The sequence below is a fragment of the Levilactobacillus mulengensis genome (assembly GCF_003946045.1).
GTDB lineage: Bacteria > Bacillota > Bacilli > Lactobacillales > Lactobacillaceae > Levilactobacillus > Levilactobacillus mulengensis.
Map to the genome: position 1 here is coordinate 82,881 of NZ_RHNW01000011.1, position 24,787 is coordinate 107,667.

Consider the following 24,787-nt stretch of genomic DNA (forward strand, 5'->3'; position numbering starts at 1 on the left):
TCACTATATGGAAGAGGCCCTCTTTGAAGCGGATCAAGCCGCCATCATTGGCGAGGTGCCGATTGGTGCCGTCATTGTGCACGATGATCACATCGTGGGGCGGGGACACAACCTCCGCGAGCACGGCAACGATGCCACGATGCACGCCGAGGTGCGCGCTATTGAAGAGGCCTGTGGGACCTTGAAGAGTTGGCGGCTGGAAGACTGTCAGCTCTACGTGACGATTGAACCGTGCCTGATGTGTAGCGGCGCGATTATTAATTCACGAATTCCCGAAGTCTTTTATGGCGCGCGTGATCCCAAGGCGGGCGCGGTCGATAGTCTCTATGAAACGCTGACGGATACGCGGTTGAATCACACCGTGACGGTCCATGAAGGGCTATTAGCCAAGGATGCTGGCGAGCGGATGGTCAGCTTTTTCCAGGCGGCCCGCAAACGGCAGAAGGCGGCGAAGAAGGCGCGGCAAGCAGCCAAACGCGCAGAAGCTAACAAGACGCTAGACAGCAAGAATAAATCATGATACACTAGTATTTGCCGTAAAGGCCTTGGAGCAAGGGTGGGCTTACGAATCGTGTCAGGTCCGGAAGGAAGCAGCACTAAGTTCGTTTCGCTTTGTGCTTCAAGTTTATGTGATAATTCCAACTCCTAGTCCGTGGACTGGGAGTTTTTTTGTGTCTAAGATAAGATGTTCAAGTGTTTTTGTTAGGCTATTTTATATGGTCGAAACGTGGGACAAAAGGCAGCCGGTTCCGCTTAAAACTGATAACCAAACAATCCAAGATCGGGATTATTCGGTTATCAGCCTTAATGCTCGCCGGCTAACCGCCTCTTGCCCCACTCTGTTTTTTCGTGTCCAAATTTAGCCCATTAAGTTCCGGTAAATCTCCGACTTGAGTCGTGACAGGACCCGGTCAAAAAGGCTATAATGTTAATCAGTGAATTTAAGCAAAATGGGTAAAATTATGAAGAACGTTTGTGTTACACGTAAAGAAATATTTCGGCTAACCATTGGTGAAATAGGCAGGTCGATGAGGCCTGAGTAGTTGTAGAGCTGATGAAAATACCGCCGAAAAATAATCAGCGGGTTAAGTCAGCGTCCGCCGCAGGGCTGGTGAAAATGAGCTGACTAGGTCGGTGTGAGTGACCAGAGGCAGATCAAGGTGACCAGCTGTGTCGGTGGTCTTGGCCGGGGGTCTATCCCGGCCTAGAGCACGGGGCGGCCTTGGAAACTCGCGATTCTCAGCGCGGTTTCAAGCCGAGCTGGAAGACCGTTTCTCAGGCTGGAAGCGTTCCCCACAGCAGGGCACCTTGAATCTGCCGCCGGGAACGGCGCCCACAGCGTCACGGCCCATTTTCACCAGCCCGGAGGCAAAATCAACGACCATTTAACCAGATGAATATTTTCAAGAAAGGAACAGATTGCATGGCTTATCAAGCACTTTACCGGGTCTGGCGGCCCCAGCGATTCGAGGATATGATTGGGCAAGAAGTCATTACCCGCACCTTGAAAAACGCCATTACGACCAACCAAATCAGTCACGCGTACCTCTTTGCTGGTCCGCGGGGAACCGGGAAGACCTCGGCGGCTAAAATCTTTGCGAAGGCCATCAACTGTCACCATCAAACGGACGGCGAACCCTGCAATGAATGTGAGACCTGCAAGGCCATCACTGAGGGGACGCTCAACGATGTGATTGAAATCGATGCGGCTTCGAACAACGGGGTCGAAGAAATTCGGGATATCCGGGATAAGGTGAAGTACGCGCCGACCGTGGCCGATTACAAAGTCTACATTATTGATGAAGTTCATATGTTATCGACGGGGGCCTTCAACGCGCTGTTAAAGACGTTGGAAGAGCCACCGGCTAACGTGATCTTTATTTTGGCAACCACGGAACCCCACAAGATTCCAGCCACAATTATTTCGCGGACCCAACGGTTTGATTTCAAACGAATTGCGGCCAATGATAGTTACAACCGAATGACCTATATTTTGGACCAAAAGGGTGTCACCTACGACGAACAGGCCGTTAAGGTGATTGCCAAGGCGGCCGAAGGTGGTATGCGGGATGCCCTGAGCATTCTCGACCAGGCGTTGTCCTTTGGGGATAATGAAATCACCTTAGATAACGCGCTGTTGGTGACGGGGAGTGTGACCCATGAACTGTTGGCAACCTACGTGCAACAGGTTCTGGCCGGAGATACCAAGGCGGCCTTAGCCACGCTCCAATCCGTTTTGGAAGCGGGCAAGGATGCCGAGCGGTTCACCGAGGACGTCATCAGCTATGCGCGTGACCTGCTACTCTATCAACAGGCCCCGCAGCTGGTTGAAGAGGCCGAGATGGGCAGTGTGAGCGAGGACTTCCAGGCTTTGGCTAAGAAGACACCAGCGCAGACCATGTACGCCATGATCAATGAGTTAAACGCCATTCAACAACAGATGCGGTTCACCACCCATCCCGACGTTTACCTAGAAATCTTGACCATTAAATTGGCCGAAATTGGCCGGCAGGTGGGTGCAGCCCAGCCGACAGTACCCACGGCTGAAGCATCCGCCGCGCCACAGGCAGCAGCCAGTTCAACCGAACTGACATCCCTGCAACACGAGGTCGACCAACTACGCAACACGGTCAAGCAACTGGAACAAGCTCCGGTTGCGGCGAAACCCGCAGCGGCCAAGCCACGAACGACGAAGTCAGCGCCGGCTAAAGAAGTCAATCTCGCGAAGATCTATCCCGTTCTGGGGTCGGCTACGCGGGAGAAACTCAACCAACTCCAAGAAGTTTGGCCGGACCTGCTGGACACGTTGTCCATTACCCAGCGGGCCGTGATGAAGGTCTCACAACCGGTCGCGGCGGCGGATTCCGGAGTCATTGTGGCCTTTGATTACTCCTTCCTGTACCAGCGTGCGACGACCGATCATGAGTTGACCGACGCCCTGGAAAATGGGTTGGATCGCATGATTGGGACGGCGTTACCCGTCGTCTTCGTGCCTAAGGATGACTGGCCAACGATTCGGAAGAATTATTTGACAGCCCACCGTGAGGAGTTGCAAAATAACGCTGAGTCACCGGAACCGGCCAAGCCAGCACCTAATCCCGTCGTCACCAAGGCGGAAGAGCTGTTTGGTAAAGATGTTGTTGATGTTAAAAATGATTAAAACCTTGAAAGGATGATTAATGATGCGGAACATGGGAAATATGGGGAACATGATGAAACAAATGCGTCAAATGCAAAAGAAGATGGAAGAGGACCAAAACAACTTGAACGCCCAAAGCTTCACCGGCGTTTCACCAGATAGCATGGTCCAAGCCACCTTTACCGGCGAACGGAAGATGACCGACCTGACTATCAAGCCAGAAGCCATCGATCCCGATGATCCGGATATGTTGGCTGACTTAGTCTTGGCCGCCGTTAACGATGCCTTGGGCCAAGTTGATGCAGCAACGAAACAATCCCTGGGCAAATACACGCAAGGCATGAACATTCCCGGGATGTAATTTAGAAAGGACGTTGTGACCATGCAGTATCCAGAACCGATTGCCCAACTGATCGACAGCTACATGAAGCTGCCCGGCATTGGGCAAAAGTCAGCGACGCGGCTGGCCTTCTTCACGATTGATATGCAAGAAGACGACGTCACGGCGTTTTCCAAGGCTTTAATTTCAGCTAAGAAAAACCTGCACTTCTGTTCCATCTGTGGCAACATTACCGAGAGTGATCCGTGTGTCATCTGTACCGACAAGACGCGGGATCAATCGCACGTCTTAGTGGTCGAACAGGCCAAGGACATCATGGTGATGGAAAAAATGAAGGAATATCATGGCCTGTATCACGTTTTGCAAGGGGTCATGTCACCAATCGAAGGCAAGGGGCCGGAAGACCTGAACATCGCCAGCCTCATCAATCGGTTACAGCAGAATCCGTCAATTAAAGAAGTCATCATCGCGACCAACGCCACGCCAGAGGGTGAAGCCACGGCCATGTACCTGTCACGCTTGATCAAGCCAGCCGGTATCAAGGTTACGCGCTTAGCCCACGGTCTGTCCGTCGGGAGTGATATCGAATACGCGGATGAAATGACGCTGTTCAAGGCGGTTGAAGGCCGAACGGAAATGTAGAGGAGGGTTGCCACATGTTTGGACGAAAGAAACGGCAACTCCCGCGGTTGAAGGCTGCGTACGATGAACAACTTCTGTTGAGCATCGACGACGCCAAGGACCGCTGGGACCACGCCAAGCAAACGGAAGAGGCCATTGCGGACGCCGACAATCAAATGACGGCCAACACCGCACTGGCCCGGCAGACGTACCTCTTCTTGTACCGCGAAGCCCGTCGCCGCCACGTCAGAGGAAAGCACATCTCTGCCGCAGTGTTCCGCGATTAATTTAATCAGTAATTGAGAAAGGACGAAGGCTGTTGTGGCTTTCGTCTTTTTTACGTGCTCGTGTTGACGGGGCGTGTAGAATTGAGGGGAGCGAAGTTGAAAAAGTTTAAGCAACACGGTGATTGAAATATTTTTGAGCTCTTAGTTACCGCGTTTACAATAGAAAAAGAAAGTCAGCATGTCAGTTGGACAAGCATCGTGCGTGAACGTGAACGACGGGCTTGATGAAAAGGTCCACGCAATGTCAGTGACCAGAGGTGGGCCAAGGTGACCAGCTGTGTCGGTGGTCTTGACTGAGTGAACTTCTCAGTCTAGAGCACGGGACGACCTTGGAAACTCGCGAATCACAGCGAGGTTTCAAGGCGAGGCGGAAGACCGCTTCTCAGGCTGGAGCCGTTCCCCACAGCAGGGCGCCTTGAGCCCACCGCCGGGAACGGAGTTGCACGCAGACATTTTCACCAAGCCAAGTCGTGAACTTTTGGTAAGAAACAGGCGAAAGCTAGCGATGCAAATAGACATCAATTCTGAATTCAAGTACAATATAACTATCAAACAAAAATGGGGTCGAGTATGTTGTCAGGAACGTTTATTAGTTTTGAAGGACCCGACGGCGCCGGGAAAACTAGCGCGCTGCAGGCCATTACCGCACAAATTGCGCCTGTGTTGGGTGACCGACTCACGATTACGCGAGAACCCGGGGGCAACCCGATTTCTGAGAGTATTCGGGCCATCATTTTAGACCGCGCCAACACGGCAATGGATTACCGCACGGAAGCCTTACTGTACGCAGCGGCTCGGCGGCAACACTTAGCGGAGACCATTTTACCCGCATTAGCCGCCGACAAGTTGGTGCTGTGTGACCGTTACGTGGACAGCTCCGTTGCCTATCAAGGGGCCGGCCGCGAAATCGGGGAAGCCGCCGTTGCCCAAATGAATGAATTTGCCACGGACGGGTTGTTGCCCGCATTGACCGTGTACTTTGATGTGCCCGCTGAAGTTGGGTTACACCGAATTCAAGCGCACCGGGACCCCCAGAAGGTCGACCGGTTAGACGTTGAGCAGGCGGCCTTTCATGACCGGGTCCGGGCGGCCTATTTGCGCTTACAAGCGGCGCACCCGGACCGCATCAAGCTGATTGATGCCACGCAGGCCCCCGAAGTTGTGGTGGAACAGGCGTTGGCACTCATCAAGCACACGGCCCAAGCTTACTTTTAACACCGGCATTGAGGGAGGAAACCAGTTATGAAATTATTAATCGCCATTGTCCAAGATAAGGATGCAAACCGACTCAGTAATGAATTTATCGATCACGATATTCGCGCGACCCGGTTATCCACGACCGGCGGCTTCTTAAAGTCTGGGAACACGACGTTTATGATTGGGTTAGAAGACGAGCGCGTCGATGAGGTGCTGGACATGATCAAGGAAGCCAGCCACACGCGCCAGCAGTTCATGACGCCACCGGTTAACCTGGATGCCCAACTCGACAGTACTTCCGCCTACCCGGTCGAAGTTCAGGTCGGCGGGGCCACGGTATTCGTGATGCCTGTTGAGCAGTTCCACCGTTTTTAGGAGGAAAATATGACCGAAGAATCCGTGGTCGCCACGGCCCAACGGCTTCAGCCGCAACTCGTGACCCACTTTATGCAACTGATTCAAACCAATCATTTGGCGCACGCCTACCTCTTTAATGGGGCGGATGGGACCGGCCGGCAAGCGGTTGCCCGGACCGTGGCTATGCGGTTGTTTTGCCAAAATGTCACGGCTGAGGGCTTGCCCTGTGGCACGTGTGCCGAGTGCCGGCGCATCATGGTGGGCGACCATCCCGACGTGGTCAGCGTGGTCCCGGACGGTCAACGTATCAAGGTCGACCAAGTCCGCTACTTAAAGGCGGAATTCACCAAGAGTGCGGTGGAGGGCAATCAAAAGATCTTCATCGTCGACCAGGTCGACCGCATGACGACCGGCGCCGCCAATAGCCTGTTAAAGTTCATCGAAGAACCCGTGGGTAACACGGTGGCATTATTACTGACGGCCAATAAAAACCTGATTTTACCCACAATTTTGTCGCGGACGCAGGTCGTTGATTTTCTCCGGGTGTCACCGAGCGCCCTGACGGATGCCTTAGCCACGGCCGGCGTCGTTCCAAGTCAACGCTACTTGTTGACCACCTTAACGGAAAGCGTCAGTGCCGCCTTGGACTTGACGACGGATGACTGGTTAAAGGACGCGCAGACGGCGGTAGGCCAATGGTTAGCCGCCTGCTGTGCTAAGGACGAGCGGGCCTTTGTCCGCGTGCAAACGGACCTGGTGCCCCTCGGGAGCAATCGGGATCGCCAAGGCATCCTTTTGGACATGGTCGTTCAGGCCTGGCACGATGCCTTACGCCAACAGTCGGGGACGGTCGGCCCAGATGACCTGGCCTATCCGCAGGTGGCACAGGCGAGTCGTGAGGTAGGTCAACGCCTATCCATCGATCAGCTGGTGGCCATCATGACGCTGACGCTTGCCACGCGCGGGCAGTTGGCCGGGAACATGAATTTTCAAGCAATCTTAGAAGCCTTAACGTTACAGATTCTGGCGCAAATGCGCTAAGACTAGTCAGCATTGGAGGGGTGGCAGCTTTGGATAAAGAAGAAGTTTATGATCAGTTCAAGAGTCTTGAGGGTCAGTTGCAGCAGATGCTCGCCCAATTCTCTGACTTACAAACGCAGATGACGCAGGTGTTTGAGCAGAATGCCGAATTAGAAATTGAGAATCAGCACTTGCGGGACTTGGTGCGGGAGCTACAGAAGACATTGCCTGAGGATCCCGAAACACCCCAAGGGCTCTCCAAGTCGCGACAGATTCTGGAGAAACTTTACGAGGAAGGCTTTCACGTTTGCCGGGAATTCTACGGAACCCGGCGCAAGCAGGATGAGGAATGTGCCTTTTGCCTGGAAGTTATTTACCGCGATCAGTAGGAGGCCACATGATGGAACGAACACGGAGTTTTAAGGACGATGCTCAGGGACATTTATACCTGGTGCCAACGCCCATTGGGAACCTGGACGACATGACCTTTCGGGCGGTTAAGACCCTAAAGGCCGCTGATTTAATTGCCGCTGAGGATACCCGCAACACGCAGAAATTATTAAATCATTTTGAAATTACCACGAAACAAATCAGCTTTCACGAACACAATACGCAGGAACGCATTCCCCAGTTGGTAGCCAAACTCCAACAGGGACAAGACATTGCGCAGGTCAGTGACGCGGGGATGCCGTCCATTTCGGATCCCGGTCATGAGCTAGTCAATGCCTGTATCGCGGCACAGATTCCCGTGGTGCCACTCCCTGGGGCCAATGCGGGGTTAACTGCGTTGATTGCCTCTGGCTTACTGCCACAACCGTTTTATTTTTACGGGTTCTTAGACCGGAAACCCAAGGATCAACGGTCTGAAATCGAGGGCTTGGCGCAACGCCCAGAAACCTTGATTTTCTACGAAGCTCCCCACCGGCTGAAAAAGACCCTGCAAAACCTGGCAACGGGTTTTGGGGATGATCGGCCCGCCGTGCTGTGTCGAGAACTCACCAAGCGCTACGAGGAATTTCTCCGCGGCTCTTTAGCCGAACTGGCTGAATGGGCCGCCACGGATACGGTCCGGGGCGAATTCGTGGTGTTGGTTGGCGGGAATCCCGCACCCACCACGACGGCAACGACGGCGGTCGATTTGAGTGAACCCGTCGAAGTTCAGGTCGACCGGTTGATTGCGGCGGGGGAGAAGCCCAACGCTGCCATCAAAGAGGTCGCTAACCTGCGTGGCGTGAAGAAACAAGCAATCTATAACACGTATCATCATTTAGACAAGGAGTGACCTAGGTGGCCGCAAATGAATTTACCGAACCTCATCGTGTCGTTTACTACGAAGCAGACGATACCGGCCATTTAACCCTGGCCATGTTGATCGACCTCTTCGTGCTGGTCTCTGAGGATCAGAACGCTGCACTGGGGTTGACCACAGAATTTGTGCAATCCCATGGGGTGGGCTGGGTCGTGACCCAGTACCACATTCAGGTGACCCAGTTGCCAGCAATTGGCGCCCAAGTAACGCTGAAGACCCGGGCAACGTCGTTTAACAAGTACTTTGCCTACCGCGAATACTGGTTGCTCGACGCCGACGGCAATCAGTTGGCCTACGCCGAAGGAATCTGGGTGACTATGAGTTACGCGACCCGCAAGATTGCGGCGATTCCGGCTGAAATCATGGCGCCTTATGAGAGTGAGCCGAGCGTGCGGTTACCCCGGTTACCTCGACCAGACCGATTGTCTGAGAAAACCACGTTGACGGATAAGCCCTACACGGTCCGTTACTTTGATATCGATGAAAATGGACACGTCAACAACGCCCACTACTTCGAGTGGATGCTGGATGCCCTACCGGCGGACTTTTTACGCCAGCATCAGCCGAAAGATATCCGGATCCGCTATGAAAATGAGGTCACGTACGGCCGGCAAGTCACTAGCGATTATGCGCAGCCGGATGACGCGTTGGTGAGTCAACATGCCATCTACAGTGGCGACGTGTTAGCTGCCAAAGCAACGATTCAGTGGCAAGCACGGTAGTCTTTTTAAGAAAATTCAAGCAGAGAAGATGTCGCGCCCGTCCGTTTGTGGTAGTATAATAAACTGATAAAGACAGTAAACGGGCGCAACAACCGAGACAGATGGTTAGCGGTGGGCGAGTTCGGCCACCGCTTTTCACTTCCCGGCAACTCACCGGCTTGGTGAAGTCCAGTAAAGGGGAACGCAAGTAATTATGAAGATTTTAGCAATTGATACATCGAATCGACCTTTGAGCGTCGCCGTGTTAGATGACAGCACGGTGTTAGCTGCCATCACGGTCACCGTTCATCAAAAACACGCGGAGTACCTTTTACCAGAAATTGAACGACTTCTGGGGATGGCGAATCTCAAGCCGACGGACCTTGACCGGGTCGTTGTCGCCGCGGGACCGGGTTCCTACACGGGGATTCGGATTGCCGTGACGACCGCCAAGACGCTCGCGTCGACGCTAGACATTGAGCTGGTGGCCGTTTCCAGTCTGGCAACGCTCGCAGCCAACGTGCCGGTGGAAGGTGCCCTGGTAGCGCCTTTGTTTGACGCCCGGAATCAAAACGTCTTTGCTGGGTTGTACCGGATTAAAGATGGCGTGCCAACGGCCGTGATTGCGGACGCCCACACGAACATCACGAGTTTCTTAGAGGCTGTGACGGAGTACGCTGAACCCGTTTGGTTCCTGGGGGATGCCAGCCACTTTGCTGACCTAATTAACACGACCGTGTCAGCTGCGACCCCTAAGATCAGCCCTTGGTTGAACCTTCCCCAAGTTGCCACCATTGGTTTACTGGGGCAAGAGATGGCGCCCGTCAAGGATGTCGACCGATTTGTGCCGAACTATTTACGTTTGACGCAGGCTGAAGCGGAATGGCAAGCGAAGAACCCGAATAATAAAAAGGATAACGACTCATATGTTGAAAAAATTTAAAGTCTGGTATAAAAATATTTTTGGCAGCCGGCGCGAACAGGTGCGTGAGGAGGCTATGGACGTCAAGAACCACCGGGTAGACATCCGGGAGGTCACTTATTTTGTGGCGAAAGCGCTCTTCACGGATATCCCCGAAATGATCGAGATTGAACGGGCGGTTTACGCTGGCAAGGCCCCGTGGGACTCCACGGCCTTCGCCAACGAACTGCGCCGGGAGAAGGATCGGCTTTACCTGGTTATTCGTAAGGAAGATAAGTTGCTGGCTTTCATTGGCTGTACCTTTGACGAACGGAACCAAGACGCCCATATCACCAATATTGCCGTACTGCCGGACTACCAGAACCGGGGACTTGGGCGGTTTTTATTGGCCATCATGATCAAAAAGGCACGTAAGCTGAACTATAAGTCTGTCAGCTTAGAGGTCCGCGTCTCCAATACCAATGCCCAACGCCTCTACCGGGACTTGGACTTTGAGCAGACCGGCATCAAGCGGGGCTACTATTTAGGCGACCACGAAGACGCAGCGGATATGAAACTGTACTTAAACGATGACACCGTTGCGGACGCAGACGAGTAGGCGTTTGGCCACTCGTCTTTTTAATTGAATGCGTAAATAAAATGATAACGGAAAAGGGAGTGGGTCCAACGGATAAGCGAAATTTAATTTTAGCGTTCGAATCAAGTTGTGACGAAACGAGTGTGGCGGTCATTGAAGATGGCCACAAGATTCTGTCAAACATTGTGGCAACGCAGATCAAGAGTCACCAGCGCTTTGGTGGCGTGGTGCCCGAGGTGGCGAGTCGGCACCACATTGAAGAGGTCACGCTGTGCATCAAGGACGCGCTGACTGAGGCCGAAGTCGGGTATGACGACTTGGATGCCGTGGCTGTGACGTATGGTCCCGGTCTGGTCGGTGCCCTGTTGATTGGGGTCACGGCGGCCAAGACGGTGGCCTTTGCCCACAACTTACCGCTGATTCCCGTCAACCACATGGCCGGTCACATTTATGCGGCCCGTTACGTGGAACCGATTGAATTCCCTGCGATGGCTTTACTGGTTTCCGGTGGTCATACGGAACTGGTCTACATGCCAGCTGAAAATGAATTTGAAATCATCGGTGAAACGCGCGATGACGCGGCCGGTGAAGCCTACGACAAGGTCGGCCGGGTGATGGGCGTCAACTATCCTGCCGGGAAGACCGTGGACGAGTGGGCGCACCAGGGCCACGACACGTTTAACTTCCCCCGTGCCATGGAGAAGGACGACAACTTTGACTTTAGCTTTAGTGGGTTGAAGAGTGCCTTCATCAACACGACCCACCACGCCGACCAGATTGGCGAAACGCTTAGCAAGCAAGACTTAGCGGCTAGTTTCCAGCAGGCCGTTGTCGATGTCTTGGCTGAAAAGACGCAGCGCGCCTTGGCCGATTACCCCGTTCACCAGCTGATCTTGGCCGGTGGGGTGGCGGCTAATCATGGTCTGCGAGACCGTTTAGCCAGTGACTTGGCCAGCAACCCAACGACGCACTTGGTCAAAGCCCCGCTGAAATTGTGTGGGGACAATGCGGCCATGATCGGCGCCTTTGCGAACGTGGCTTACCGTCACGGTGTCTTCGCTGATGCCACGTTGAATGCCGACCCCAGTTTGGAATTCGACTGGGCGGCTGATTCAGCCAAGTAGGTCAGCCGCGAAGGGAGCATGCCCATGACGCCAGCAGAACTTTTGGCTTACCGGTTATTTCAGCAGGGGGTGTTAACGGCTGATGCACCAATATTGCAGCCGGTTACGCAGGTGATGGGGATTCAAGCCCAGAATCAGCGGGTCGCCGAACTGACCATCGCGCTACAAACGCAGGCCAGCATGGCCGAGTTGACGGCGCTGTATCAGACGCGGCAACTGGTTCGCTCCTGGGGACAACGGTGGACGCTACACCTCTATACCACGGCGGACTGGCAGTTGATGATCAACGCCCGGCAAACGGAGCGGCTCCCCAAAGCTTATTTTGAGGGACAGTCCGAGCAGGTCCATGCCGTAGCCGATGAGATTGCGGCGGTCCTGCAGCATCAGGAGCTGTCCAAGGCGGATTACCTGACCTGTGTGGCCGAGCGGGTTCCTGACCTGAAGCGCTCACGGAACTTTGACTATGCGGTACTCCAGGTGCTGGAAGCGCAAGGTCGAGCCGTGATGCCGGGTCAGCCGGGGCAGAGTCAGTTTCACCTGTTTCGACCGGACTTTACCCGGGTTGACCAGCAAGTGGCGACACAGGAACTGATTCGTCGCTACCTGATGGGATTCGGTCCCGCCACGTTGACGGACTTTGTCAAATGGTCGGGCGTTAAGATTGGCAAGGCCCGGCCGGCGTGGCGCGTGGTTGAACCCGAGTTGACGCCCGTGACGGTTGCGGGTAAAACGCTGTGGCTGATGCAGGCAGTGTCGGCCCAGCGGTTACGAGAAATAACGGCAGAGGTGGCCGACCGCACGCTGATTGCGCCGCGGTTCAGTTCACTCATGACCGGCTACCAGCAAAAGGCCTGGTTGGTCGACTCCAAACTACAGTCAAAAATGTGGACCGTGAATGGGATCCTGATGGCCCCAATTATTGCCAACGGCCAGTTGGTCGGCCACTGGAATTATCAGATTTCGGGGAAACGGATGCGGTTTACGGTAACGCGTTGGGGTGACTTTGATCAGCCAGTTGTGGAGAGATTCTTCCGGCGTATCGCCGAGTTCTGCCAGTTAACGTATGACGGCATTTCGGTTACTGATTAGGCGCAATGGTTTTGGTGGTGTCTTTGGACTGGTGAAGATGGGCCAGAGCATGATCCTGGCCGTTCCCGGCGGCGGACTCAAGGTGCCCTGCTATGGGGTCGGTTCCAGCCTGAGGGGCGGTCTGGGACCTCGACTTTGAGCCGAGAGGCGGTCTCAAAGGTCGTCCCGCGGACTAGGCTGGACAAGAACTCCAGCCAAGACCGCCGACACAGCTAGGCACCTTGGTCCGCCTCTGGTCACTGACATTATCATGTCGGCTAATTTTCACTATCCGGTGTCTGACATGGTTTAATCCTAATCGTTTTGGCGGCTTGAGGTTACATTAGCGTGGGGTGCACATATTTAAATAGAATAAATGACGCGGTCGTTTCCATTTTTATTGGGAACGACTTTTTAATAAGGATGTTTTACGGCGAATCGTCCTCGTTTGAAGTGGCGGAAATTCCGTATTGATGGGCTAAGCCGAAGTGAGCCGCAGGGTGGGGGAAAATAAGCCTAGCCGTGGGAGTTTCCTTAGCGGCTTGGCCGCTTAGGAAACTGATATCTTTGAGACGCGTTTCTCAGCGGCTCAAAGTAAGTCTGGAGAACGGTTTTTGGCTCCAGGCGTTCGCCCACCGCGGACCGGTCTTATTTTCCCCACCCGGAGGCACGATAAAAGCGTTTACATATAAACGGCAATCTGCAGTATACTAAAAAGCAAAGGAGTGATGTGTCATGGGTAAGCTAGAGAACAAGGTAGCCGTTGTTACGGGTGGCTCGTCCGGAATCGGACTGGCAACGATTCAAAAGTTTACGGCGGAGGGTGCGACGGCGGTGTCCGCTGACGTGACGGCTCCTGCCGACGCCGAAATTGCGTTTATCAAGACGGACGTCACGGATGAGCAGTCTCTGCAAGCCATGGTCAATCAGGTGGTCAGCCAGTACGGTCATTTGGACATTCTGGTGGCCAATGCTGGGGTTGCCGAGCAGAAGGCCGGTGTGGCCGACATTGACATGGCCAACTGGAATAAGGTCATCGCAATTGATTTGACCGGTGTCGTGTTGACCAATAAGGTCGCCGTTGCCCAGATGGTGAAGCAGGGGAGCGGGAGCGTCGTTAACATGAGCTCGATTCTCGGGGTCGTGGGCGCTGCCAAATCTCAAGCCTACTCCGCGGCCAAGGCTGGTGTGGCCAACTATACCAAGTCCCAGGCGGTCACCTATGCGCAACAGGGCATTCGGTTCAACTCGGTGGCACCAGGCTACGTGGCAACACCCCTTCTGAAGACGTTGCCGCCAGAGGTGACTGGCCCGATGGTGGGCAAGATGCCAATCGGCCGGCTAGCCGAACCGGCGGAAATTGCCAATGTCATTGCCTTTATCGCCAGTGATGAGGCTTCATTTGTGACCGGCGCCACGATTAACGTTGACGGCGGATACACCGCCTTATAAAAGGGTAAATTAAAACCGCTTCACCTGTGTCCCTTAGGGGATAACAGGTGAAACGGCTTTTTAATTAATCATCAAAATCTTCTAAGGCTAAACTTTTTTCCGTCCATTCCTCTTCGGTGGCGTCGAGGTCAGTGGTGACCGCAGTCAATTGGGCCTGCAGGTCAGCCAGTTTCTCGGCGTCATTGAAGTTGTCCGGCGAACTCATGTCGGTTTCGATAACCGTTTTCTGTTGTTCAAGGTCACCGAGTTTGGCTTCTAGCGCGTCGACCTGGCGGCTCAATTTCCGCTTGGCCTTCTGTTGTTCCTTTTGCTGCTGGTAGTCGACCTGCGTTTGCTTCGGTGCGGTCACGGTTGGGTGGGCTTCCTCAGCTTCGGCAGCTTCCTTGGCGGCGTAGGCATCCTGTTCCGCCTTTTTCTCCATGTAGTAATCATAGTTACCCAGGTAGCGGGTCGTGCCGGTTGGGGCCAATTCGACGACCTGTGTGGCCACTTGGTTGATGAAATACCGGTCATGGGAAACGAAGAGGATGGTGCCGTCGAATTCATTCAGGGCATTTTCCAAGACCTCGCGGCTGTCGATGTCCAAATGGTTCGTCGGTTCGTCTAGCATCAGGAAGTTATCGTGCCGTAACGCCAGCTTGGTCAGCAGGAGCCGCGCCCGCTCACCCCCGCTGAGACTGTGAACGCTCTTGTCGACGTTGCTGCCGGTAAATAGAAAACTTCCGAGGATGGAGCGAATATCGCCTTCGGGGGTTGTGGGATGGTCGTCCCACAGTTCATGCAAGACGGTTTTCTTCTCGTGCAACGTGGCTTGGTCTTGGTCGTAGTACCCGGTATCCACGCCGGTGCCAAAGATGATTTGACCCTGAATGGCGGGAATGCGACCCAGAATCGTTTTCAACAAGGTGGATTTTCCGATACCATTGGGGCCGACGATGGCGACGGCTTGGTGTTTCTTGATATCGAGGGTGACCGGGGCGCAGAGAATCTGTTGGTCGTAGCCAACGGCGCCATTGACCACGTCTAACACGACGTTCCCACTTTGGCGGTGTGGGGTGAAGGAGAAGCGCGCGACCTTTTCATCGCCCTCGGGCTTCTCCATGCGGTCCATCTTGTCCAGCTGTTTTCGCCGAGCCTGTGCCCGTTTCGTCGTCGAGGCCCGGACGATGTTCTTGTTCACAAAGTCCTCGAGCTTGCCGATCTCAGACTGCTGCTTGTCGTATTCCTTCCATTCACGCCGCAACCGTTCGGCTTTAGCGGAAATGTAGTGGGAATAGTTGCCCGGATAGTGGACCAGGCCGCCGTGTGCCATGTCATAGACGTCGTTGACCACGTGATCCAGGAAGTACCGGTCATGGGAAACGACGAGAATGGCGCCCGAATAGCCCTGGAGGTAGCCTTCGAGCCAAGTTAACGTTTCAACGTCCAAATGGTTCGTGGGTTCGTCCAAAATCAGTAAGTCCGGCCGTTCCAGCAGCAGTTTAGCCAGGGCCAATTGGGTTCGTTGGCCACCCGAGAGTTCATTGATGGGTTTATCGTAGTATTCCTCGCCAAATTCAAACCCGTGCAGCACGCCGCGAATCTCGGCCTGATAGCCGTAGCCGTTGTGGTCGCTAAAATCTTGTTGGAGCTGATCGTAGGTCGCACTGATTTGGGCAAACTGTTCCTCGTCGGCAATGATGGCGGGGTCACTCATTTGCGTTTCAAGTTCGTGAATCCGCTTTTCTGTCGCTCGAACCTCGGCGAAGACGTCCAGCATTTCGTTCCAGACCGTTTTAGATGAGGCTAAGCCAGCGTTTTGCGCCTGGTAGCCCAGGGTAAGTCCCCGTTTAGTGGTAATTTGACCGACATCCGGGGTGGTTTCGCCGGCAATCATTTTGAGCAGGGTGGATTTCCCAGCACCGTTGCGGCCAACTAGGGCGACGCGACCGTGTTCGGGGACATCCAGACTGACATTTTCAAACAGGACGGTGGCGCCGAATCGGCGGGTAACCTGTTGCACTTGTAAAAGTATCACGGTGAACCGACCTCCTTATATTTTTTAGTTTAATTCATGTTGGTAGTTAATTAATTGTTCATTGGTCAACTGAAGCGAAAGCCACGGAAAGCAAGTGTGACTGTGGCTCCCAGCTATTTTCGCCAGGACGGAACTGACCAACGCAGATACGTCTATTTTAGCATATTCTGGGATTAGACCGAAATTAGTAAAGAATTGTGAAAAATATTTGCAAATTCTTTCACAAGGCCGGTGGTTATGCTATAATTTGTAAGAAAGTCAATTTCACAATCAGGATGTCATTTAGAGAAAGATGTTATCACCGACTGGTGGTAACTCGTAATATTGATTAGGAGGTCTCGTTTTTTGACTGAACAAAAGATTCCCCGCGCTACAGCAAAGCGGTTACCCATTTACTATCGTTACTTAAACATTTTGTTGGATGCAGACAAAACGCGTGTTTCTTCGACAGAATTGTCAGAAGCCGTTAAGGTTGACTCTGCCACCATTCGTCGTGATTTCTCGTACTTCGGTGCTCTCGGTAAACGGGGATACGGTTACGATGTTGAGAGCTTAATTAAGTTCTTTAAGAAAATTTTGAACCAGGACCGGTTGACGAACGTTGCCTTGATTGGGGTCGGGAACTTGGGCCATGCGCTCTTGAACTTCAACTTCCATCAGGACGGCAACGTGCGGATTAGTGCTGCCTTTGACGTGAACGCAGATATTGCCAACACGATTCAAAGCGGTGTGCCGATCTACCCCATGTCAGAGTTGCGGACGCAGCTGGAAGAACAACAGATTCAAGTGGCTATTTTAACGGTCCCAGCCGATGTGGCCCAATCCGTGACGGACGATGCCGTTGCCGGCGGGGTGAAGGGGATTTTGAACTTCACACCACTGCGGGTCACGGTGCCTAAGGATGTCCGCGTGCAAAACGTTGATTTGACCAACGAATTGCAAACGCTGATCTACTTCTTGGAACACTACAACAAAGAATAATTAAGGAGTCGTAATCTAGTCTTAGGTTACGACTTTTTTGTTGCCGTTTGTGAAAGTCGCCGGCTAATTTTGCCGATTTTTTTGAAAAAGGCCTTCACATTTGAGACTTTGTGATTGTGTACTTAAAAACAACCACGTTAATTGTGTTGACGGTCAGTTGATTGGGGGCATAGTCACTCAGGGGGTAACTGGACCATCCCCGTCGGCTAGTGTTGAAATTGGTCTATTTAGGTAGTCGTAATGCCCAGCCAGCAGCCTTGCCAGCAAAGATGGCGGTAGACATTATCAAATTAGTAGCAATTTGCCAGGGGGTTAGTATGATAGGGACCAATGGGGATGACCAGTAAGGATGAGACTGGTTTAACATCAAGGCAGGTTATGGGCACAAAATAAGTGTGTTTGGCCTCCAGCTGGGCCCTAACGCCTACGACCATCGTGCTACTCACCTGGAGGCGCTGCCAATGAGATGCCACCAGTCTTTGAGTATGAATAAATTCATACAATGTGCGGTCATCCTTAGGCCCACAAGGCATCGGTGGACTGACCAATTAGCACTCGAGAAATTGTTTGCCAAATTCCTTGATTTTTACGAGGAAAAACCATATATTAGATATTGTGATTAGCACTTATGTTAGTCAAGTGCTAACAGTGCTAAAAAGTAAGTTTATTGGAGGGATTCAAGTGTTAAAACCATTAGGAGACCGCGTCATTTTGGATCAACCACAAGAAGAAGAAACTACGGTTGGTGGCATTGTTTTAGCAAGTAATGCTCAGGAAAAGCCTTCAACGGCCAACGTCGTTGCTGTCAGCGATGGCCGTGTGTTAGACAATGGCGATAAGGTAGCCCCAGCTGTTAAGGTTGGCGACAAGGTATTGTTCGATAAGTATGCCGGTACGGAAGTTAAGTACGAAGACAAGACTTACCTTGTTTTACACGAAAAGGATTTAGTCGCTGTCGTCGACTAATTGCTTTCCCACTAATACGTGCAACTATTTAAAAAATTTAGTATGAGGTGAATGTAAAAAATGGCTAAAGAATTAAAGTTCTCTGAAGATGCACGCAGCAAGATGCTTGCTGGTGTTGATAAGTTAGCTGACACAGTCAAGACCACCTTAGGGCCTAAGGGTCGTAACGTGGTTTTGGAACAAAGCTACGGCAACCCAACCATCACAAACGATGGTGTCACGATTGCTAAGGCAATTGAATTAGACGATCACTTTGAAAACATGGGTGCAAAGTTAGTTTCCGAAGTTGCTTCCAAGACCAACGATATCGCTGGTGATGGGACCACGACGGCCACTGTCTTAACGCAAGCCATCGTTAACGAAGGCATGAAGAACGTCACTGCCGGTGCCAACCCAGTTGGTATCCGTCGCGGGATCGAAAAGGCCACTGACGCCGCTGTGGACGCTTTACACAAGATGTCTATCGACGTGAAGACCAAGGACGATATCGCCCAAATCGCTTCTATTTCATCTGCCAGCAAGGAAACCGGTAAGCTGATCGCTGACGCCATGGAAAAGGTTGGTAACGACGGGGTCATCACTATTGAAGAATCCCGTGGGGTTGATACCAGCTTAGACGTTGTTGAAGGGATGCAATTCGATCGTGGGTACATGTCACAATACATGGTTACCGATAACGATAAGATGGAAGCAAACCTCGACAACCCTTACATCTTGATTACTGACAAGAAGATTGCCAACATTCAAGACATCTTGCCATTGTTACAATCCGTCGTTGAACAAAGCCGTTCACTCTTGATCATCGCTGATGACATCACTGGTGAAGCTTTACCAACCTTGGTATTGAACAAGATGCGTGGGACCTTCAACGTGGTTGCTGTTAAGGCACCTGGCTTTGGTGACCGTCGTAAGGCCCAATTAGCTGATATCGCTACCTTAACTGGTGGGACTGTGATTACCGATGACTTAGGCCTGAACTTGAAGGACACGACCATCGATCAATTGGGCCAAGCCCAAAAGGTCAACGTGACGAAGGATGACACCACCATCGTTGAAGGTGCTGGTGCTAAGGACCAAATCGCTGCTCGGGTTGCTGAAATCAAGGGTCAGATTGACGATACGACTTCTGACTTTGACCGCGACAAGCTGAAGGAACGTTTGGCTAAGTTATCTGGTGGGGTTGCCGTCGTTCGTGTCGGTGCCGCTACGGAAACTGAACTGAAGGAACGTAAGTACCGGATCGAAGATGCTTTGAACGCTACCCGTGCGGCCGTTGAAGAAGGCTTCGTTGCTGGTGGTGGGACTGCTTTGATCAACGTCATTAAGGACGTTGCCAAGGTTGAAGCCGAAGGCGACGAACAGACCGGTGTGAACATCGTGCTGCGTGCCTTGGAAGAACCTGTTCGTCAAATCGCTCAAAACGCTGGGGTCGAAGGCTCTGTCGTTGTTGAACATTTGAAGGGCGAAAAGCCTGGGATTGGTTACAATGCTGCTGACAACACCTACGAAGACATGGTTAAGGCCGGTATCACTGACCCTACCAAGGTTACCCGTTCTGCTCTGCAAAACGCTGCCTCTGTCTCAGCTCTGTTGTTAACGACTGAAGCCGTTGTTGCTGAAAAGCCAGAAGACAATCCAGCCCCAGCAGCCCCAGCTGCTAACCCAGGAATGGGCGGCATGATGTAAGCGACTGCTTCATTAAAATGATTATCACAAAAACGAGAAGATTGCGATCTTCTCGTTTTTTTCTGCGCAAATGCCGGTTTGTTAGGGTGATTCGACCCAAATTTCAGGGGAAAAAGAGTCGGTATATCAGGGATTAGGGGGTAGCAATAAAACAAAGCAAAAAGAAAGTCTTTATTTCTCTCGGCCTTTGCCGGATAATGGATAAGTTCGTTGAGAAATTCTGGTGTTGCTAACTGCTAGAATTGTGGTAATGTGGAGCTAGTTGTAGTAGACTTACCACACATTCGGATTCAAGCTGAAAAGCACTTATTAACGGGCATAGACCCGTTTTCATTATTTATGGAGATAAGGAGTAAATAGTCATGTGGCGTTATTTAAAGCGGGTTTTAATTGGTAAACCCCTCAAGACCATGGACGAAGGCGGTCAGGCGTTAACCAAGTTCAAAGCGTTAGCCTTACTCTCGTCTGATGCGTTATCTTCCGTGGCTTATGGTACTGAGCAAATTACGACAGTTCTGATTACCTTATCAGCAGCCGCTTTGATGTATCAGTTGTGGGTTGCCGCACTGGTCTTAGTTCTGTTATTTGCGATCACGCTTTCTTACCAGCAGATCATTCACGCGTATCCTTCCGGGGGTGGCGCGTACGTGGTTGCCAGCACCAACTGGGGCCAATCGGCCGGGTTAGTGGCTGGGGGTTCCTTGCTGGTTGATTATATGCTGACCGTGGCGGTTTCAACGACTTCTGGGACCGAGGCGATTACCTCGGCGATTCCAGCGCTGTATCCGTATTCCGTATTGGTATCAGTCTTAATCGTTATTGGGATTATGCTTTTGAACTTACGGGGCATGAAGGAGTCGGCGGCCTTTCTGACGATTCCGGTCTACCTGTTCATTGGGATGATTCTCGTGATGATTGGTGTCGGCTTCTATAACATCATGAGTGGAAATATCACGTATCACGCCGCAGCAACCCCATTGGGCGATCCCGTAAAGGGCATGACGCTGTTGCTGTTCCTGCGGGCGTTCTCATCCGGGTCATCTTCATTGACCGGGGTCGAGGCCATTAGTAACGCGGTACCAAACTTTAAGGAACCGAAACGGCATAATGCAGCGGCAACGCTGGCTATTATGGCGGGTATCCTGGCCCTCTTCTTCGCTGGAATCACGTTCCTGAGTTACTACATGGGCATTCGGCCACAGAGCAGCCAGACCGTGTTGTCTCAAATTGGGACGGCGGTCTTCGGCCATGGGGTGCTGTATTACATTTTCCAACTGTCAACGGCCATGATTTTAGCCGTGGCAGCGAACACTGGGTTCTCGGCCTTTCCAATCTTGGCGTACAACTTGGCCAAGGATAAATTCCTGCCACACGCGTACCTCGACCGGGGGGACCGGTTAGGGTATTCCAACGGGATCATCTCGTTAGCCGTTGGGGCCATTGTCCTGATTCTGATTTTCCATGGTCAAACGACGCTGCTGATTCCCCTCTATGCAATTGGGGTTTTCGTGCCATTTGTCCTGTCACAGTCTGGGATGATCATTCACTGGTTCAGAACACGCGAAGGCTGGTGGGTTGGTAAGGCGCTGATTAACTTGTTAGGAGCCTTAATCTCACTGGGATTGGTCACCGTCTTACTGTTGCTGCGTTTTGGCAATGTTTGGCCATACCTGATTATTATGCCATTGATTCTGTTACTGTTTTATCGGATTAATGGTCATTACCATAACGTCGCGAAACAGTTGCGAGTGGCGGAAAAGGAACGGGCTGATATCCACGAGTATGACGGGGCAACCGTTATCGTGCTGGTCAGCAACATTACCCGGGTGACGTCCGGTGCCATCAATTACGCACGGTCCATTGGGGACTACGTGATTGCGATGCACGTGTCCTTCGATGAAAATCCGGAGAAGGAACACAAGACGGCTCAGGAGTTCAAAGAGGAGTTCCCAGATATCCGGTTCGTGGATATTCACTCGTCTTACCGCTCCATTGCCACGCCAACGTTGCGGTTCTGTGATGTGATTGCCAAACGGGCGGCTGAACGGAACTTTACGACCACGGTCCTGGTACCGCAGTTCGTTCCGCGGCACCCTTGGCAAAATGTCCTGCATAACCAAACGGCGTTACGCTTACGGACCATCCTGAATTCACGGGAAAACATCATCGTTTCAACTTATAACTATCACTTAAAAGAGTAGTTTCACCAGAAAAGGCGTTCCTCAAACAACCGTTTACGCGGGTGTCGGGGGAGCGCCTTTTGTGTATCCAGAACTTGCCGTCTAGCAAACAGCACAAATCAGCTCTAAAGTTCTGTCCAATTTTTAAAGGTTCACTTCAAAATTGAAAGACGGTGTATTTACATGACTAAACGGGTAGCATGCTGTTAGAGGCGCTCATATGCGTGATTATAGAATTTATCGTGGATTGATAACATTCAAGGTGTACCCAACAGCTTGAATGTTTGTTCTTAAAGGCTGTTTGTGTCAGATAAGCAAAAGTGATGACTTTTTGATGGGAATGATTCCGTGTTTCGCAAAGTGATATTTTGGGTTTTAGCATGGAGTGGGGTGCCCTTGGTCCTGTATGATCTGACAGGCATGGCAATTACCATGCTGTTACTGATGCTCAATGGGAGTGCGTGGCTCGTCCTATACTTTTGGCTACTGGGCCTAACCTCCATTGGTTTCGTGTCCTATATCTTCTATTAGAAACCAAGCAGAAAACCTGCGATTTTAATCGCGGGATGAATGCCAGAACTTAATAATTCTTCTCGAAACGTATGTTCCCCCAGAGAGTTAAACATGGTATACTTAATCCAATCTACAAGGGAGGTATCCGTTGGTTAAATTAGGGCGAACAATTAAGCTGAGACTCTATCCAGACACGAATCAAGCAGAACAATTTCTAGCAATTAGTCAAGAGTATCAACGATTAGCTAATATTGTCAGTCAATGGATCTTTGACCATGAGTTTCAGTTAAGCTGGCTAAAAATCAATCACCACCTGTACAAAATATTCAGACAAGAATCACCGCTCAACAGTCAGATGGTCCAATCTGTTTTTCGGACAGTAGTGGCTCGCTATAAAACTGTTCAGGAACAAATGAAACAACACCCTTACCGCTACAAGAACGAAGAAAAGAAGTGGGTTCAAGTTCCTAGAGACCTGAACTGGTTAGTGCAACCCATCCAGTTTCGTCGACCACAAGCGGACTTGGTTCGCCAGAGTAATTACTCTTTCGTAGATGGCATGCGACAAATTTCAATAACTACTCTAGGTAAACGAACTAAGTTGAGGTTCACTGATAAAGGATTCGAGAAGTACTTCACCGACGACTGGAAACTGGGTACCGCTAAGCTGGTCCACAACCGAGGCAAGTGGTTTCTGCACATCGGTATCACAACAGAAGTTAGTGATTTCGATGCCAAAGATAATCCTAAGGTTGTAGGAATTGATCGCGGTTTACGCTTCCTAGCAACTACCTTTGATAATGAAGGAAAGACGCTATTCTTTGATGGTCAAAAAATCTTACTTAAGCGAAAGAAGTTCCTGGAGATTCGTCGAAAACTACAAAGTAAAGGTACTAAATCTGCCAAGAAAAAGTTAAAACGACTAGCGCAACGAGAGAACCGCTGGATGACTGATGTGAATCATCGGTTAGCTAAGACACTCGTTTCACGGTATGGTTCGCATACACTCTTTGTTTTGGAAGACTTAACCAACGTGACATTCAACACCGATGATCTGCCTAAGCCCTTACGAAAAAGCCATCGTTCCTGGTCTTTCTTCCAGCTAGAATCTTTCTTAACGTACAAGGCTCAGGCTATTCAAGGCGCCGACGTGAAGGTGAATCCAGCATTCACTTCGCAGAGATGTCCGAAGTGTGGCCTAGTTGAGAAGACTAATCGTCATCACGAAACTCACGAGTATTGGTGCTCTCAATGTCAGTATCGTTGTAATGATGACCGATTAGGAGCCATGAATATTGAGATGCTTGGTCGAGATTGGTTAAACGGTGTCAAACGACCAAAGATTAAGAAGCTAACAGCTATTGGGTAAACCTAGTAGTTAAACGGGTAGCCGTCAATTACCCGATGATGTTGCCACTACGAGTAGGAGTGCTTTAACGGGCATGTTGGACTACTGTGTCGCCAGACACGTGAGCGACAAGCCTCTGAATTCATTCAGGGGCAATTGACGCAGCACTGAAAAGATGGTCTATAAACCTATCTTGATTTGTAGGGTACTGATGGTGTTAGAGTACTGCCACTATTTCTTTTTAAGCGGCAAGATAGCTTCGACATTTTTGGTGGTGTATGTTTTCGTTTACATTGGGCTGGGCTTAGTTGTCCCATTTGTACTAAGGACATTTGAAAAGAATCATCCGAATTGTGATGAGGGTTAGTTATCGCGCTGAGAAGGTATTATTAAATGAGAACACTTGCCGTTATTGGTAGGTGTTCCTTTTTTGCGTGCTGTTGCCGGGGGAGAATGAAAGTCCAATTGAACGGTGGAAAGAGCGACAAGTTAAAATGACAGTCATCAAAATAAGTGGACTGCTGGATTTCAACGATATTCGGCACTGTCAGAGACTTTAGCCGTTCATGGGTAAGTTTACCAACTCACCAGCAAATCCACGGAGAATGATAGCTAGACGAGCAAATTACGGGTTGTGTGAAGCGGCTCATGTTAGCGGACGCTTTTTAACAAAACTTGCTAACAAAGTGGGGGAGTAAGAGCAGCTAAAGGAGTTATACTTGGCTGTTTAACAGACGACGTGGCGATTGATCTTGCGCTTGAGTCCTGGGCTCAAGGTCTTGGGCCAAACGGGCTAAGCGAACGCAGCAACCAACGCACAATCGAGAGCCGGAGGAAGCCAGGACGGAGACGGCTGTGTCGATTCTGTTAGTCGGCGTTCTTGGGCCGGCTTACAGAATGGGACAATCTTTGAGCCCTGCATGAACTTAGCAGGGCTCAAAGTTGAGGTGGGAGCCCGCACTCCAGGCGGAAACCGGCCCCA

At 51.5% G+C, this 24,787-nt stretch carries 22 protein-coding genes and 1 other RNA gene; 22 read left to right on the forward strand and 1 reads right to left on the reverse strand.

What is annotated here, in order from left to right; genetic code table 11:
* Positions 1–7 precede the first annotated feature (7 nt).
* From EKM84_RS10380 to EKM84_RS10460, 17 genes are all read left to right on the forward strand, one after another.
* Positions 8–520: a nucleoside deaminase gene (locus tag EKM84_RS10380; RefSeq protein WP_164511380.1), complete on the forward strand. Its 513-nt coding sequence runs from the start codon at positions 8–10 to the stop codon at positions 518–520.
* A 22-nt stretch (positions 521–542) separates the two neighbouring features.
* An RNA gene (gene ffs, locus EKM84_RS10385) (signal recognition particle sRNA small type) lies at positions 543–629 on the forward strand.
* A gap of 794 nt (positions 630–1,423) precedes the next feature.
* On the forward strand, positions 1,424–3,160 hold the full coding sequence (dnaX, locus tag EKM84_RS10390) for a DNA polymerase III subunit gamma/tau (protein ID WP_125765697.1): 1,737 nt from the start codon (positions 1,424–1,426) through the stop codon (positions 3,158–3,160).
* Between the two features lie 19 nt (positions 3,161–3,179).
* Positions 3,180–3,500 (forward strand): YbaB/EbfC family nucleoid-associated protein, encoded by a 321-nt coding sequence (locus tag EKM84_RS10395; RefSeq protein WP_191988081.1) that lies wholly within the window; start codon positions 3,180–3,182, stop codon positions 3,498–3,500.
* Between the two features lie 21 nt (positions 3,501–3,521).
* Positions 3,522–4,121, forward strand: a complete 600-nt coding sequence (gene recR / locus EKM84_RS10400) for a recombination mediator RecR (protein WP_125765699.1) — start codon at positions 3,522–3,524, stop codon at positions 4,119–4,121.
* Between the two features lie 14 nt (positions 4,122–4,135).
* Positions 4,136–4,387 carry a YaaL family protein gene (locus EKM84_RS10405; protein ID WP_125765700.1) on the forward strand — a complete coding sequence of 84 codons (252 nt, stop codon included), beginning with the start codon at positions 4,136–4,138 and terminating at the stop codon, positions 4,385–4,387.
* 570 nt (positions 4,388–4,957) lie between these two features.
* Positions 4,958–5,602: a dTMP kinase gene (gene tmk, locus EKM84_RS10410; protein ID WP_125765723.1), complete on the forward strand. Its 645-nt coding sequence runs from the start codon at positions 4,958–4,960 to the stop codon at positions 5,600–5,602.
* A gap of 27 nt (positions 5,603–5,629) precedes the next feature.
* Positions 5,630–5,959 carry a cyclic-di-AMP receptor gene (locus tag EKM84_RS10415; RefSeq protein WP_125765701.1) on the forward strand — a complete coding sequence of 110 codons (330 nt, stop codon included), beginning with the start codon at positions 5,630–5,632 and terminating at the stop codon, positions 5,957–5,959.
* A 9-nt stretch (positions 5,960–5,968) separates the two neighbouring features.
* The gene (holB, locus tag EKM84_RS10420) at positions 5,969–6,982 is read left to right on the forward strand and encodes a DNA polymerase III subunit delta' (RefSeq protein WP_125765702.1); all 1,014 of its coding nucleotides are present in this window, start codon (positions 5,969–5,971) and stop codon (positions 6,980–6,982) included.
* A 29-nt stretch (positions 6,983–7,011) separates the two neighbouring features.
* Positions 7,012–7,350, forward strand: coding sequence for a DNA replication initiation control protein YabA (locus tag EKM84_RS10425; RefSeq protein ID WP_125765703.1), 339 nt, complete (start codon positions 7,012–7,014; stop codon positions 7,348–7,350).
* Between the two features lie 11 nt (positions 7,351–7,361).
* Positions 7,362–8,243, forward strand: coding sequence for a 16S rRNA (cytidine(1402)-2'-O)-methyltransferase (gene rsmI / locus EKM84_RS10430; protein WP_125765704.1), 882 nt, complete (start codon positions 7,362–7,364; stop codon positions 8,241–8,243).
* 5 nt (positions 8,244–8,248) lie between these two features.
* Positions 8,249–8,992 carry an acyl-[acyl-carrier-protein] thioesterase gene (locus EKM84_RS10435; protein WP_125765705.1) on the forward strand — a complete coding sequence of 248 codons (744 nt, stop codon included), beginning with the start codon at positions 8,249–8,251 and terminating at the stop codon, positions 8,990–8,992.
* A 193-nt stretch (positions 8,993–9,185) separates the two neighbouring features.
* Positions 9,186–9,914, forward strand: a complete 729-nt coding sequence (tsaB, locus tag EKM84_RS10440) for a tRNA (adenosine(37)-N6)-threonylcarbamoyltransferase complex dimerization subunit type 1 TsaB (protein ID WP_125765706.1) — start codon at positions 9,186–9,188, stop codon at positions 9,912–9,914.
* Complete coding sequence (rimI, locus tag EKM84_RS10445; protein WP_125765707.1) at positions 9,898–10,491, forward strand: ribosomal protein S18-alanine N-acetyltransferase; 594 nt, start codon at positions 9,898–9,900, stop codon at positions 10,489–10,491. Before tsaB ends, rimI begins: the two co-directional genes overlap by 17 nt.
* A gap of 41 nt (positions 10,492–10,532) precedes the next feature.
* A complete protein-coding gene (gene tsaD, locus EKM84_RS10450; protein WP_164511377.1) occupies positions 10,533–11,594 on the forward strand; it encodes a tRNA (adenosine(37)-N6)-threonylcarbamoyltransferase complex transferase subunit TsaD in 1,062 nt (353 codons plus the stop codon).
* Between the two features lie 24 nt (positions 11,595–11,618).
* Entirely contained in the window at positions 11,619–12,683 is a 1,065-nt protein-coding gene (locus EKM84_RS10455; RefSeq protein WP_164511378.1) for a winged helix DNA-binding domain-containing protein, read from the forward strand.
* Positions 12,684–13,397: 714 nt separating this feature from the next.
* Complete coding sequence (locus EKM84_RS10460) at positions 13,398–14,114, forward strand: SDR family NAD(P)-dependent oxidoreductase (protein ID WP_125765709.1); 717 nt, start codon at positions 13,398–13,400, stop codon at positions 14,112–14,114.
* A gap of 64 nt (positions 14,115–14,178) precedes the next feature.
* Here EKM84_RS10460 and abc-f read toward each other — a convergent pair whose 3' ends face one another.
* The gene (gene abc-f, locus EKM84_RS10465) at positions 14,179–16,131 is read right to left on the reverse strand and encodes a ribosomal protection-like ABC-F family protein (protein ID WP_125765710.1); all 1,953 of its coding nucleotides are present in this window, start codon (positions 16,129–16,131) and stop codon (positions 14,179–14,181) included.
* A 345-nt stretch (positions 16,132–16,476) separates the two neighbouring features.
* Between abc-f and EKM84_RS10470 the strand changes: the two genes are divergently transcribed.
* The 5 genes from EKM84_RS10470 to EKM84_RS10490 all read left to right on the forward strand — a co-directional run bounded on the left by EKM84_RS10470 (position 16,477) and on the right by EKM84_RS10490 (position 23,826).
* A complete protein-coding gene (locus EKM84_RS10470; protein WP_125765711.1) occupies positions 16,477–17,112 on the forward strand; it encodes a redox-sensing transcriptional repressor Rex in 636 nt (211 codons plus the stop codon).
* Positions 17,113–17,793: 681 nt separating this feature from the next.
* On the forward strand, positions 17,794–18,078 hold the full coding sequence (groES, locus tag EKM84_RS10475) for a co-chaperone GroES (RefSeq protein ID WP_125765712.1): 285 nt from the start codon (positions 17,794–17,796) through the stop codon (positions 18,076–18,078).
* A 60-nt stretch (positions 18,079–18,138) separates the two neighbouring features.
* The gene (groL, locus tag EKM84_RS10480; protein ID WP_125765713.1) at positions 18,139–19,764 is read left to right on the forward strand and encodes a chaperonin GroEL; all 1,626 of its coding nucleotides are present in this window, start codon (positions 18,139–18,141) and stop codon (positions 19,762–19,764) included.
* 362 nt (positions 19,765–20,126) lie between these two features.
* Complete coding sequence (locus EKM84_RS10485; protein ID WP_125765714.1) at positions 20,127–21,965, forward strand: APC family permease; 1,839 nt, start codon at positions 20,127–20,129, stop codon at positions 21,963–21,965.
* A gap of 640 nt (positions 21,966–22,605) precedes the next feature.
* Positions 22,606–23,826, forward strand: coding sequence for an RNA-guided endonuclease InsQ/TnpB family protein (locus EKM84_RS10490; protein WP_125765715.1), 1,221 nt, complete (start codon positions 22,606–22,608; stop codon positions 23,824–23,826).
* Positions 23,827–24,787: the final 961 nt, after the last annotated feature.

Coding starts and splice junctions, on each gene's coding strand:
- EKM84_RS10380 (WP_164511380.1), top strand. CDS start 8: ATGGAAGAGGCCCTCTTTGAAGCGGATCAAGCCGCCATCATTGGCGAG.
- rimI (WP_125765707.1), top strand. CDS start 9,898: ATGTTGAAAAAATTTAAAGTCTGGTATAAAAATATTTTTGGCAGCCGG.
- EKM84_RS10460 (WP_125765709.1), top strand. CDS start 13,398: ATGGGTAAGCTAGAGAACAAGGTAGCCGTTGTTACGGGTGGCTCGTCC.
- rsmI (WP_125765704.1), top strand. CDS start 7,362: ATGGAACGAACACGGAGTTTTAAGGACGATGCTCAGGGACATTTATAC.
- tsaB (WP_125765706.1), top strand. CDS start 9,186: ATGAAGATTTTAGCAATTGATACATCGAATCGACCTTTGAGCGTCGCC.
- EKM84_RS10485 (WP_125765714.1), top strand. CDS start 20,127: ATGTGGCGTTATTTAAAGCGGGTTTTAATTGGTAAACCCCTCAAGACC.
- EKM84_RS10405 (WP_125765700.1), top strand. CDS start 4,136: ATGTTTGGACGAAAGAAACGGCAACTCCCGCGGTTGAAGGCTGCGTAC.
- recR (WP_125765699.1), top strand. CDS start 3,522: ATGCAGTATCCAGAACCGATTGCCCAACTGATCGACAGCTACATGAAG.
- EKM84_RS10395 (WP_191988081.1), top strand. CDS start 3,180: ATGATGCGGAACATGGGAAATATGGGGAACATGATGAAACAAATGCGT.
- groL (WP_125765713.1), top strand. CDS start 18,139: ATGGCTAAAGAATTAAAGTTCTCTGAAGATGCACGCAGCAAGATGCTT.
- EKM84_RS10455 (WP_164511378.1), top strand. CDS start 11,619: ATGACGCCAGCAGAACTTTTGGCTTACCGGTTATTTCAGCAGGGGGTG.
- dnaX (WP_125765697.1), top strand. CDS start 1,424: ATGGCTTATCAAGCACTTTACCGGGTCTGGCGGCCCCAGCGATTCGAG.
- tsaD (WP_164511377.1), top strand. CDS start 10,533: ATGATAACGGAAAAGGGAGTGGGTCCAACGGATAAGCGAAATTTAATT.
- EKM84_RS10415 (WP_125765701.1), top strand. CDS start 5,630: ATGAAATTATTAATCGCCATTGTCCAAGATAAGGATGCAAACCGACTC.
- tmk (WP_125765723.1), top strand. CDS start 4,958: ATGTTGTCAGGAACGTTTATTAGTTTTGAAGGACCCGACGGCGCCGGG.
- holB (WP_125765702.1), top strand. CDS start 5,969: ATGACCGAAGAATCCGTGGTCGCCACGGCCCAACGGCTTCAGCCGCAA.